The organism is Paenibacillus sp. FSL E2-0201, assembly GCF_037963325.1.
Lineage (GTDB): Bacteria > Bacillota > Bacilli > Paenibacillales > Paenibacillaceae > Paenibacillus_AQ.
This window is the reverse complement of sequence record NZ_CP150154.1, coordinates 4,994,972-5,007,961: the sequence shown is the minus strand read 5'-3', so window position 1 is coordinate 5,007,961 and position 12,990 is coordinate 4,994,972. Positions and strand designations below refer to the sequence as shown.

Genomic DNA, 12,990 nt, shown 5'->3' with positions numbered 1-12,990 from the left:
TTTTGTTTATCTAATCTCAGCCTCATCTGTTTTTTAGAAATAGAACATGAAGAAAAGGTTGGTGTTTTATCTTGAATTTATTACAGCATGTCAATCCTCTGCAGGGGACAGCCTCTACATTTCGATTCTCTAACGGAAATACGCTTCCGCTCATTGCCCGGCCATTCGGCATGGCGGCGTGGAGTCCGCAAACGGACGAAGCCGGCCATGGCTGGTTCTTCCATCCCGATCACCGTCATTTCGAAGGGATTCGCCTGACCCATCAGCCCAGTCCATGGATCAGGGATTATGGACATCTCGTTCTGATGCCGCAGAGCGGGGTACTGGCCCTGCCGGCCAGTCAGCGTTCGTCCTCCTTTCGCCCGGAGGACATGACGGTTAAGCCCGACTATTTCCGTATTTCATTGCGGCACTATCGTGCTTCTCTGGAGCTAAGCCCGACAGAGCGCTGTGCGAGCATTCGCATGAAGTTCACGCAGCGTGAGGAGGCGAGAATGCTCGCCGTGCCGTTTGCAGGCGAATCCTCGGTTACGATCGACCCTGCAGCCCGAAGACTGAGCGGGTACACCCGGGCCAATTCGGAGGGTGTTCCCGAGAACTTCGCTATGTATTTCGTGATGGATTTCGACTGCGACTTTGATGTAGAGGCCTGCGGCACCTTCACAGGGGACGGGGCGACTGTTATTCAATTGAGCGGAACCGGTGAACGTGTCGGAGCCTTTATCGGCCTGTGCCTGCCGGAGTCTGGCGAGGCGGGGCTTACGGTAGGCACTTCATTCATCAGCATTGAGCAGGCCATCACCAACCTCAATCAGGAGATCGGCGGCAAATCCTTCGATGCTGTCCGGGCGGAGGCGACGCAGGCCTGGGAAGATACGCTGAGCCGGGTTCAGGTCGAGGACCGGAGCGAACGCAAGCTCCGCACCTTCTATACCTGCCTGTACCGGACCTGTCTGTTTCCCCGGATGTGGCATGAATTCACGGAGGACGGGCAGCAGATCCATTACAGTCCATATAACGGACAGATTGAGAAAGGGCCGATGTACTGCGACAACGGGTTCTGGGATACGTTCCGGACCTCGTATCCCTTGTTCAGCCTGCTCTTTCCAAGCCGGTTGGGCGAGATTCTGCAATCCTATGTCAATGCCTATCAAGAGGGCGGCTGGCTGCCCAAGTGGTGCTCGCCGGGTGAACGTAGCGCCATGCCGGGGACGCTGATTGATGCTGTGTTCGCTGATGCGTATGCCAAAGGAATCGAAGGCTTTGATACTGACCTCGCCTATGAAGGCTTGCGCAAGCATGCCTTGAAGGCTTCCAAGGACCCCCGTTTCGGAAGAAAGGGCTTCGAGGCCTATGAGAAATACGGATACCTGCCGGCGGATGTTTATCATGAAAGTGTCAGCAGCACCCTGGATTATGCCTACGGGGACTTCTGTGTTGCCCAGGTCGCAAAGGATCTGGGGAGAAGGGAAGATTACGAGCTGCTGATCGGCCGTGCGGGCAATTACACCCGCCTGCTTGACCCTGAGATTGGCTTCATGCGGGCCAGGAAAGCGGATGGAAGCTGGCTGGAGGCGTTCGATCTCCTGAAGTGGGGCGGAGCCTACTGTGAAGGGGGGCCTTGGCAGAGCAGCTGGGCCGTTCAGCATGACATGCTGGGGCTGGCCGAACAGATGGGCGGAAGAGAGGTGCTTCTGGCACGGATGAAGGAGCTGATGACCGCTCCTCCGGAATTCAAAACTGGCGGCTATGACATCGAGATTCATGAGATGTCGGAGATGGCTGCTGTCAATTTCGGGCAATTTGCCATCAGCAACCAGCCGAGCTTTCATTTTCCCTATATTTTCGCAGTGATCGGCTCGCCAGCCGAAACCCAGTTCTGGGTGAGAAAAACGGCGGAGGAGTTGTTCAGCGCCGAGACGGATGGACTGCCCGGCGATGAAGATAACGGCAGCCTGAGCGCGTGGTATATTTTTGCTAGCCTGGGGATGTATCCGTTCTGTCCCGGCGTTCCCGAATATGTAATCGGCAGTCCCGTCTTCGAACGAATCACCCTGCATCTGGAGAACGGGAAGGAAATCCGCATGGAGGCGGAGAACCAGGCGGAAGGCCATTGCTACGTGCAGGATGTCAAGCTGAACGGGCAGCAACATCAAGCCTTGTACTTCTCCCATGAACAGCTGACGCAAGGAGCTACCATTCAATTCAAGCTGTCCGCTGAACCGGATGAGCGGGCGTCAGCGAATAAGGAACTTCCCTACTCTTTGTCCGCCCGGCGATAAATCCTACAAGAAACGAGGCAACGATGATGAACCTTCAGGAACAAAGAAAGCAATTCGAAGAGACCAAAATGATTTATGACAGCAAAAAGCTGCAATTTCACGGAGTCGAGGGGTTCGATGTCTACAATCCCTCCCTCCCCTTTCCGTGGGAAGATAAAACCTATATCTACGGCCGTGTGGAAAAACGCGAGGAGTGGGCGCGTTCCTGGGTGAGACTGTTCGAGCAGACCGGGGAAGACGAGTGGACGCTGGTTCAAGACAGCATGATTTACCAGCTGGAGGACCCGTATATCAGCATCATGGACGGAACGATGATTCTGGGAGGCACCCATGTCCGCTACAAGCAGGGCAAGGGAGAGACCTACTACGGCTATTTTTACAGAGGCACGGATCTGAATGATCTCTATTATTTCACGACCGGCCCGGATTACATGAAGGATATTCGCCTTGTTCAATTGAAGGACAAGCGGATTGGAGTGTTCTCCAGACCACGGAGCGAAGAAATCCGCAAGCGTTACGGCAGTGAATCCATCGTCGGGTTTGCGATCATTAACAGTCTGGACGAACTCACGGCGGAGGTGATCGAGACCGCTCCGGTGATTGACGGCCTGTTCGGGAAGGATGAATGGGGCGGCTGCAACCAGGCTTACTTGCTGAGCAGCGGAAAAGTTGGCGTCATCGGGCATAAAAGCTATCTGGACAAAGGCGAAGACGGCCAGGATATCCTAGTGTATCTGAACATCAGCTTTGTATTCGATACCGAAACGCATCAGGCACAGGAGCTCAAAATCATCGGTACCCGTCCTTGCTATCCGGCTGGACCGGCCAAAAGACCTAGCCTGATCGATTGTGCCTTTACTGCCGGCATTGTGATGCGCGAGGACGGCAAAGCGGATCTGTACAGCGGAATCAGCGATGCCGAGGCCGGAAGAATTGTGATCGATTATCCTTTTGAAGGATATGGGGAAATTCTGTCCACCCTCAAGGGGTAATTATTTTCTCTCAGTTGCTCTATTCTGAAGTCCCACCGGATACCTGCAGTGGGACTTCAGGCTTAGGTGCGTTTGATGCCGCTTAGTTTGCCTGCCTTAAGCAGCCTACCTAAGGAGAGCAGAATAAAGGTAAATATATCGGCAGCTATCGCCCCAGCCAACCAACCAGGCAGGCATGAACCCCTCCTCACAGCCCCTTGACCTATTGCGCCGCATTGAATGGGTCAAGTTGCGCGGACAGGGATAATGTCAGAAAAATATACCCTATGAATATATTTGTGATGTCCTCTTCCTTTTATAGAGTTGTTATTATGGAAAACCTATTTGTAGGAAAGTCAAATAGTATTGATATTTATTTCGTGGAGGAATTATCCGTAAGTAGTTCTTTTCATTCTGCTGGTTATTCTCTCTGCATCCATTTTTGATCCGCCAATACAACTGGCGGATTTTTTGAAAATATACGAATTTATAGGCTTAACGCTATTAATTATCCTTCGATTTCTCACTGAAACAGTACCGGTCTTAAAAAGGACGGCAGAGCCGTTCCCACTTGTGCTTACGTGGGATGTATCCATACCGGGAAAATTTCCGTCAGGCAGTTTCAGATTATATTGGTAGGGATGAAAACGTATGCTGGAAGAATTGAAGAGTTGCCTATGAAAAGGTTCACAGCACGCTCATTTATGCTCTCGTTCTTAATTATACAAAACGGAGGTCTGCTGAGTCTTGTTTCAATGCTGACGGGAACAACAACGGCAATCGACAGCTGACAGTGCGGATCCTGCCACATTAAATATTACGCTTTGGAGAGACAAGCCAAGCAGTTCGACGTGGTGATGGCCAAATTCGAGCAGCAGACGATAGATATGCTCCATTTGAAACTCGCCGCAGGTGAACAGGTAGATTTAGTGTTTGATGCACCGTGGATGAACATGAACGACTTCTATCGCGGAGGGGAGCTATGCGAATCTTGATCTGTATTTCGGGAGCGGCGACTATCCGGGACTGAAGCGCGCCTTCAGCGGCATGTATCTAGACAATAATACAATTACCGGACCGGACGGACAGCTTCATCCCTAAGGTCTGCCTCTAAACTAGTATCTAGGTAAACTGAAAAAATCATATGACCTGGAACCCTAAGGCATGGGGTGGCCAAGCCGGTTTGCCGGCCAGACGGACGGAGTGAATTCTTCGTCAGTTTGGCTGTTTTTTTTGTGTGCAGACAGCTTTGGACGAAAATAACCCCCGTATCCCGATAACCCGTCAGGTAACGGGAGAGCGCTTTCGGAAATTATAATAGAAGTACTCCCCGGACATTAGCCGGGAAGAACTATGGAAGGAGTGACAGAATATGAAACCGGCCAACCGGTTCCAGGGCCCCCGGGATCTGCTGCGCAACAAATATCTCTATATGCTGACCATACCAGCGGTATTGTTCAGTATTGTATTCGCTTACTTGCCGCTCATCGGCATTGCTATCGCCTTTCAGGACTTCAACCCCCTTAAAGGAATCTTTCATAGCAAATGGGTCGGACTCAGTAATTTTGAATTCTTCTTCAGGGGACAGAACTGGATTGTCATCACCGGGCATACGGTGGTCTTTAACATCCTGTTCATCATAACGGGCACGGTCATGTCGCTCACCCTGGCCATTATGCTGACTGAGCTTGGCAAGAACGCTGCGGTCAAAACGATGCAGTCCGTGATGATTCTGCCCAATTTCATCTCTTGGCCGATTATCGGGCTGTTCGCTGTTACCTTCTTCAGCGCGGATACAGGAGTTATCAACAAGCTGATGGACTTTCTGGGCATGCAGCCGATCAGCTTCTACACTGATGCAGGAGTCTGGCCTCCGATCTTCGTTATTATGAATTTGTGGAAAACGACTGGATTCGGCGCAATTGTCTATATGGCTGCCATTGTCGGAATCGACAAGGAGCTGTATGAGGCAGCCAGAATCGACGGTGCCTCCAGATTCCAGAGTATCTTCCTCATCACTTTGCCGCTGCTGAAGAGCACCATTTCGATGCTTTTCCTGCTGAGTCTCGGCAATATTTTCGGCGGCAATCTCGAAATGATCTTTTCCCTGATCGGCGATAATTCCCTGCTGTTCTCGACAACTGACACCATTGACACTTACGTATTCCGCTCTCTCCGCACGGTAGGATCTCTTGGCATGACCCAGGCGATTGCTCTCTATCAGTCGGTTGTCGGATTCATCATTGTGATGGTTGCCAATAAGCTTGCCGGGAAGCTCGATAAAGATTCGGCTTTATTCTAAGGAGAGGGTATATACATGAAAAATTCAATCTACGACAAATGGATGACCGTGTTCTTCTACGTATTCATCGCTGTATTCGCATTAGCGTGTCTCTATCCCTTCCTGCTTGTTCTGGCAAGCTCGCTTACGGATGAATCAACGCTGCTCCGGGACGGATACAAGCTGTTTCCCAGTGTAATGTCCGTATCGGCTTATAAAGCCATCTTCACGACGAGTACAATTCCCCGTGCGTATACGGTTACCATCTTCATCACCGTTGTCGGGACGTTCCTCAGTCTGGTCATTACCAGCATGGCGGCCTATGCGCTCTCCGGGCGGAGACTGTACTATGCGTCCCACATTGCGATGTTCTTCTACTTTACCATGCTGTTCAGCGGCGGAATGGTCTCCAGCTATATCCTGACGACCAAATATCTGCATCTGCAGAATTCCATCTGGGTGTATATTTTGCCGGCGCTGCTGTCGCCCTGGAACCTGTTCCTGATGCGTAATTTCTTCAATGAAATTCCGAAGGAGCTGTTCGAGTCGGCCAAGCTGGAGGGAGCGGGAGAGAGCCGCATTCTCAGGTCCATTGTGCTTCCGTTGTCGCTGCCCGCATTGGCTACGATCGGCCTGTTCTATGCCCTTGGTTACTGGTCGTCCTGGACACCGGCGATGCTGTATATCGACAACCCGGATTTGTTCTCGCTGCAATACATCATCATGCAGATTATCCGTAATGTGGACATGGCACAGAACATCGCCGTAGCCGGCGCGCAATCCACCAGCCAGGTCGCACCGGCGTATACCGTGCGCCTGGCGACGGCGATTGCGACAGTGGGGCCGATCATCTTCTTATATCCGTTCCTCCAGCGCTACTTCGTGGGCGGTCTGAAGGTAGGGGCCGTTAAAGGGTGAAGGCAGGCAACTAGATGTAGGGGTCAAATGTAAAGGTCAATCTCGGCCAGTGTTCTTATTGACATAGGACCGATTGACATAGAGTGAGGCATACATTCATGGGAGGGTTAAGAATGAAAAAAAAGCAGAAAATAGTTACGGCACTTGCCGTCGTCATGCTGATGACCGTGATGAGTGGCTGTGGCGGGGGCAAAAATAACGGAGGCAACACGGCCGAACCGACGGCAGCGGGGAGCAGTGCTACCCCGGCAGATACGAAGCCGAAAGAAATGACACTGAACGTGATGCTGTGGGGCGACAAGCCCAAGCAGTTCGATAGCATTGTAGCGGAATTTGAGAAGCAGACCCAAGATACGCTGAATTTGAAGCTGAATGTGACGTTCACGCCGCAAGCTGACTATGTTAACAAGCTGAAGCTGAAGCTGGCTGCAGGAGAGCAGGTCGATATCGCCTTCGATGCGCCGTGGATGAATATGAATACGTTCATTGCACAGGACAACTATACCAATCTGGATTCCTATTTCAATAATGATAACTATCCGGGACTGAAGAAGTCCTTCGGCGACAAAATTCTGAATAACAACAAATTCACCGGCGCTGACGGTCAGTTGCATACCTACGGCGTGCCGCTGGGACAATACCTCGGAGATGTCAACGCTATTTATTACCGGAAGGATTTTGCCGCCAAATACGGTATGTCCGACATTAAGAGTTATGAAGATCTGCTGGCTTATTTCGACAACGTACTCAAGAACGACAAGAATGTAATCCCGTTTGTCATTAAGAATGATGGCAACTACGGAGCGAACGGAATCATCGATGATCAGAAGGAACAGCCCGATAAGCCGAAACTTGGGGTATGGGATCTGAACCTCGGGCCGGATATGGTAGCTACCATGATCATCAAAGACAATAAGGTGACGGATATCAGCATGACGGGTGACAAGTTTGCCAGTAAAGCCAATTTCCCGGCGCCACTGAATGTGAAGGATTATTCAACATTCGAGAGCATTCGTGAATGGCATGACAAAGGATATATTGAGAAGGAACCGATCGTCCGCAAGGATGCGAGAGGAACCTTCACCGCAGGCAAGGCTGCAGCTATGACAGAAGGCTTGTCGAACTTCTCGACCCTGAACTCCGAACTTATGGCCGGCAATCCGAATGCGCAGTTAGGTGTCTACGTGTACCAGAAGTCCGTCCGTGATAAAGTACAGCCTAATCCGGCCTGGATCAGCGATTTCCGCTACTGGAATTTCCTCTGCATTCCGCAGTCGTCGGCCAACGCGGACCGGGCGATGTCCTTCATCAACTGGCTGTTCGAAAGCCAGGCTAATCATGATCTGTTCGAGCTGGGTATCGAAGGAACCAACTGGAAAGCCGTAGGCGATGATAAATTCACGTATCCGGAAGGGATTGACCTCGGGCAGAACTATAACTTCTCCGGCTATCTTCTGACGAACAACCCGAATTATATCCGCCTGCCGGCGGATGTGCCGGATGAGCTGGTTGACTACTACCGTTATGTGGCGGACGAGAAGAGCTTCGTGAAATCGGCGTTAACGGGCTTCGCCTTCAACCAGGAACCGGTCAAAAACCAGCTGGCCAACCCGGATTTCGCCAATATCGCAACCGAGAAGCTGAGTTATACCCTGGGGATGGTAGAGAATCCTAAAGCAGGGCTGCAGAAGCTGGAGCAGAAATGGGAGAGCAACAAGAAGCTGCAGGCGGATATCGAAACAATCAAAGCCGAAGTCAAGCAACAGGTTCAGACTTATCTCGACGCTAATCCTATTCAATAATTCACAGGCTGCTTCTCAAAGGAGGATAAGCGGTAGCGATGATTACCAAAGTTGAGAACATGCCGGATATGCCCAGCCCTTATCTCATGCGGGACTGGAAGCAAGTGAGCATACGATATGACGGACTGGTATTTGATGAACACCGCCAAGGGGACTTCTTTCCCCTGATCTGGAGGGACTTAACCGGGCACAACGGCGTGCCAGAGACCTTCGGTCTACCTTCTTATCTCGGAATGAAGCGGGGAGGAGACCGGCACGAGGCTGTTAATACGGCCGCGGCGGTACTCGGGGCAACACTGACCGGACTGGACAAAAGAACGGGTGGGGCAGACCGGGTGGTCATGCTTGAGGCTTACTTCAATACGGATAACGGGGAGCACTTATTTCTTAACCGCACGGATTTAAGATCCGGCCGGACGTTCTGGTACGAGATCTATCCGCATATCCTGCTCTATTCATTGGCCTATTATTATCCCGGTGCTGGCAAACTTGATGATATTATGCTGGAGACTGCTGATCAATGGCTGTCGGCCTGCCGGGCGCTGAAGGATGAGTCTGGCCTGCCGGACTTCAATCATCTCGCCTTTAGCTTCGAGACAATGCAACCGGTGGACAACGGAAGGTGGAAGGAACCGGAGGGTGCGGCCGGTGTCGCCTGGCTTCAGCTGATGGCTTATATCCGCTGGGGCGGGCAGGAGAGGCTTGAGGCAGCAGAAGAATGCCTGCTATCGCTGGAACAGCGAGGCGAGAATCCGTTCTATGAAATCCTGCTGCCTTACGGCGCTTATGCAGCCGCTAGAATGAATGCGCAGCACGGCAGAAGCTTCGATATGAAAATGCTGGTCAATTGGTGCTTCGATGGGGATAGTGCCTGCCGTCCAGGGTGGGGTATCGTGGCTGAGCGGTGGGGCGATTATGATTGCCACGGCTTATGCGGCAGCCTTACAGACTGGGGGCAGCGCTGGGATGCGGTGAAGGAAAATGCTGGAGCCGATTATGATCCGGAGCGCAGCGGCTACGCATTTGCTGCCAATACGTTTTCCTTGGCAGCAGCGCTTGTGCCGCTGGTGCGCTACGACAGCCGATTCGCTCACGATATCGGGAAATGGATGCTGAATGCGGCGAACGCGGCAAGATTGTTCTACCCGACTTTCCTGCCCGGCAAGCAGCAGTCCTGCTCGTTCTACATTCCTGACGAGGATGACGTGATTGCCTATGAGGGGCTGCGCAAGTGGTGGGATTACCAGAGCCCCTACGCCACGGGAGATCCGATCCGTTACAGTTGGGGCGGGATTGATCTTGGCCTGTACGGTTCCTCGCATGTCGGCCTCTTCGGCGGGATCATTGAAAAGACCGAAGTGGAGGGCATTTTGCAGCTGGATTGCCTACGCACGGATTATTACCGGGAGGAAGCCTTTCCGACTTATCTGTACTTCAATCCTTTTAACGTTCCTGTCACGGTGAACGTCATACAAGGCGCGGCGGACCTCCGGGTGTACGACGCGGCGGCGCACAGGCTGCTTCCCGGTGATTCACGCCAGCTCAAGCTGCCCCCGTCTTCGGCGGTGCTGGCGGTTATCATTCCGCAAGATGGAACCTTAACGGACGAAGGCAGCATTAGGCGCTGCAACGGGATTGTCATTGATTATCAGACTGGAGCTTAGGAGGCTGTAAACCCTTCAGAGGACATTTCAGAGAATAGCTGGAATGCCCTCTTTTCTATGTGTGTAGCGCTTCCGTGTTATACTGATTATACGCGGGGATGGGGATTTCAGAGGCAGCGCGGACAAAAAAACACGCGTATAAGAACAAATGAGCAGGTAACGCCTCTCCGCCCGCGATTGTATAATTTAGGTTCCGGGGGGATTGGCGATGGGAATGAGAATGGTGGAGAAGCGGCTTTGGCGTAAGCTCTTTTGGCCGGATACACTGAAGGGACGATTGTGGATTCTGCTCGTGATCGTTACAATCACGCCCATTATCCTGATCGGGTTCACTTCGTATTATTGGATGTACAAGGCACAGGAGGAGAAAATCAGTTCCAATTATCAGTCAATGGTGAATGCACGTAAGGATTCCCTAGAGAAGGTTTTCGCCAATTTGAGTAGTGTCTCGCAGCTGTTGGTAGTCGATGGGGGAATGGGGGATGACGTCATCGAGTATCTGCATAATAATGATCCAGTGCAGAAGACGGAGCAGTATCTCGCCATCGATAAGTCGATGACCAATATTATTTTTTCCAGCCCCACTGTCAACGGACTGCTCTTCTATTTCCCGGACAGCGAAGCGCCGTTCCAATTCGAATCCGCGCCGATGCAGGCCGAGATCTCGAAGGAGCATTTCATGGGAAACTTATTTCCCACACTGTACGTGGCCAATCAACTCTCCTACCAAGGGCCACATCCTTCCGTGTTTGTGGGCCATCCCGAAGCGGTCTTCTCGCTCACCCGCAAAATAGAGTACAGTCTTGGGAATGTGTTCTACATTTACCTGGAAACTCGGTTTGCCCCGGATATCAAGCTGTCCTCGAAGGATATCGGCGCTTCCATTAACCAATTGATAGTCAATCCCGCAGGTAAGGTGCTGTTCTCGCAAGTGGAGGAGATTTCGGCGGGAACCCTGCTTAAGACGGGAGACAGTCGGCTCCAGTCCTATAAGTCTTTCTCGGCCGAAGGGGTGAACGGTTGGAAGGAGCTGTTTCTGATTCCGCAGAGCGTGTATACGAAAGAATTGAATCAATGGCAGATTCAGTTTCTGCTTACGGCACTGCTGTCGCTGACGCTCACAGTCATGACCGTCTTGTTTATCTGGCGGATGGTCTATCGCCCCTTGAGCCATATAAACAAGGAGATCAAGCTGTTCAGCTACAATCAGAAGGAACTGCCCCAGCTGCACACCCGCCTGAAGGAATTCAATTCCCTCTTCAACAGCTTTCAAGAGATGCGACAGAAAGTCACCGGACTTCTCGCCGAGGTGGAGGACAAGGAGCGCCGCAAAGCGGAGCTTGAAGTAGAGAAGTTGATGTCCCAGATCAATCCGCATTTTTTGCACAACACGCTTAACACGATCCAGTTCCTTGCGCTGGAGAAGGGCCAGATGGATATCTTCGAGCTGGTTAAAGTCTTTACGCGAGTGCTGCACTATAATCTGAAAAAGAATAATATGATCGTGACCATCCGGGAAGAGATTGATGCGCTTCAGGATTATATCGAGCTGCAAAATATCCGCTATGATCACCGGTTCAATATTCCTGTGGAGCTGGACCCGGAGATCGAAGCGGTTCCCATTCCCCGCTTTGTGCTTCAGCCACTCGTGGAGAATGCGCTGTACCACGGACTGCAGAGCGATCAAGGCTCCATCAGTGTAACCGTGCGTCGGACAGCGGAGGTGATATTGCTAACGGTGGCCGACGAGGGGAACGGGATTCCGGAGGAGCGGATGAACGAGTTGTTGAATACAGACAAGAGCGAGAAATCTGGAATGGGCATCGGACTGGGATACGTGCGGAAAATGCTGGAGGTGTACTACGGCAACGGGGCGGAAATGACCATTAACAGCAAAATTGGCGAAGGTACGGTGATTACCATCCGCATACCGGCAACTTTAGAAAGAGAGGGATTCTAATGATTAAGGTGTATCTGGTGGAAGATGAGCCGCTGGTTCGCAGAGGCATCATCAGCATACTCCCGTTCGAGCGGTACGGGATGCAGTTGGTAGGTGATGCCTCCTCCGCAGAAGAAGCGCTCCCTGTGATAGGAAGCCAAGATGTCGATCTTGTATTCACGGATATCTCCATGCCGGGCATGAACGGACTTGAATTCATCCGAGTGTTGAGGGATAAGCACCCGAAGGTCCGCACCGTCGTCTTGACCTGCCATCAGGATTTTGATTATTTGCAGCAGGCGCTCAGACTCGGGGCCATGGATTATATGGTGAAAACACAGTTTGACGATCAATCCGTTGATGCGTTGCTCGGCAGGGTATCGACGCAGATTCACCAGTCCTTTGCAGCCGAGGAACGTGAGAAGCTTCAGGAAAGTCAGGATTCCAGCCAGAAGGAAAAGCTGTTCAAGCGATGGAAGGGGTTGTCCTGGCTGGTGAAGGAATCGGAATTTGAGGAATTGATGCGCCGTTCCGAGGAGTGCCTGAGCCTCTCCGAATGGAGGGATCACGCTGCTACTGCTCATCGGAACTGGAGCCTGATCTGTCCGGTGCTTGAGAAGCTGCAGTCAGGGGAACCGGAGCTTGCGGAAATGAACTCGTTCGCCGATCTCAAGAGCTGGCTGTCTTCCTACCGCTGGGAGGCGATGAAGCTGCTGCGAGGCACGATGCATTCGGAGGATGTGATTGATTCGATCATCCGTTCCCTCGATATCATAAGCCGACATGAAGGCAATAAATTAAGCCAGAGTGATATCTGCAAGGCCATTAATATGAGCATCAGCTATTTCAGCAAATGCTTCAAGGAGATTGTGGGCGTATCATTCGTGAACTATATGCAGGACCGCAATATCCGGCTGGCCCAGCACTTGCTGCATACCACAAATTATCCCGTCTACCAGATTGCCGAGCAGTCGGGTTTCCAGGATGAGAAGTACTTCGGCAAAATCTTCCGCATGAAAAACGGGGTAGCACCGTCTGAGTACCGTGTGCTGAGCCGAAAAAGCTGAATATCCGCTATGGACCCATCCGGCAGGAGAAAATTTTGCCGGATGGGTCTTTTTTTTGTGCTGACC

9 protein-coding genes are annotated in these 12,990 nt (G+C 51.8%); all 9 read left to right on the top strand.

Annotated elements, in window-relative coordinates:
- The first annotated feature begins 71 nt into the window (after window positions 1–71).
- The 9 genes from NSU15_RS22640 (at window position 72) to NSU15_RS22600 (ending at window position 12,924) form a co-directional block, all read left to right on the top strand.
- Entirely contained in the window at window positions 72–2,282 is a 2,211-nt protein-coding gene (locus NSU15_RS22640) for a GH92 family glycosyl hydrolase (protein WP_339287612.1), read from the top strand.
- A gap of 23 nt (window positions 2,283–2,305) precedes the next feature.
- A complete protein-coding gene (locus NSU15_RS22635; RefSeq protein WP_339287611.1) occupies window positions 2,306–3,274 on the top strand; it encodes a DUF1861 family protein in 969 nt (322 codons plus the stop codon).
- A gap of 836 nt (window positions 3,275–4,110) precedes the next feature.
- Window positions 4,111–4,248 (top strand): hypothetical protein, encoded by a 138-nt coding sequence (locus NSU15_RS22630; RefSeq protein WP_179089147.1) that lies wholly within the window; start codon window positions 4,111–4,113, stop codon window positions 4,246–4,248.
- Between the two features lie 377 nt (window positions 4,249–4,625).
- Window positions 4,626–5,555 carry an ABC transporter permease subunit gene (locus NSU15_RS22625; RefSeq protein WP_339287610.1) on the top strand — a complete coding sequence of 310 codons (930 nt, stop codon included), beginning with the start codon at window positions 4,626–4,628 and terminating at the stop codon, window positions 5,553–5,555.
- 15 nt (window positions 5,556–5,570) lie between these two features.
- Window positions 5,571–6,452 (top strand): carbohydrate ABC transporter permease, encoded by an 882-nt coding sequence (locus NSU15_RS22620; protein ID WP_339287609.1) that lies wholly within the window; start codon window positions 5,571–5,573, stop codon window positions 6,450–6,452.
- Window positions 6,453–6,565: 113 nt separating this feature from the next.
- Window positions 6,566–8,254: an extracellular solute-binding protein gene (locus NSU15_RS22615; RefSeq protein ID WP_339287608.1), complete on the top strand. Its 1,689-nt coding sequence runs from the start codon at window positions 6,566–6,568 to the stop codon at window positions 8,252–8,254.
- A 38-nt stretch (window positions 8,255–8,292) separates the two neighbouring features.
- The gene (locus NSU15_RS22610) at window positions 8,293–9,918 is read left to right on the top strand and encodes a hypothetical protein (RefSeq protein WP_339287606.1); all 1,626 of its coding nucleotides are present in this window, start codon (window positions 8,293–8,295) and stop codon (window positions 9,916–9,918) included.
- A gap of 208 nt (window positions 9,919–10,126) precedes the next feature.
- The gene (locus NSU15_RS22605; RefSeq protein ID WP_339287605.1) at window positions 10,127–11,878 is read left to right on the top strand and encodes a histidine kinase; all 1,752 of its coding nucleotides are present in this window, start codon (window positions 10,127–10,129) and stop codon (window positions 11,876–11,878) included.
- Window positions 11,878–12,924, top strand: coding sequence for a response regulator (locus NSU15_RS22600; protein WP_339287604.1), 1,047 nt, complete (start codon window positions 11,878–11,880; stop codon window positions 12,922–12,924). The genes NSU15_RS22605 and NSU15_RS22600 overlap by 1 nt, the downstream gene beginning before the upstream one ends.
- The last annotated feature ends 66 nt before the right edge of the window (window positions 12,925–12,990 follow it).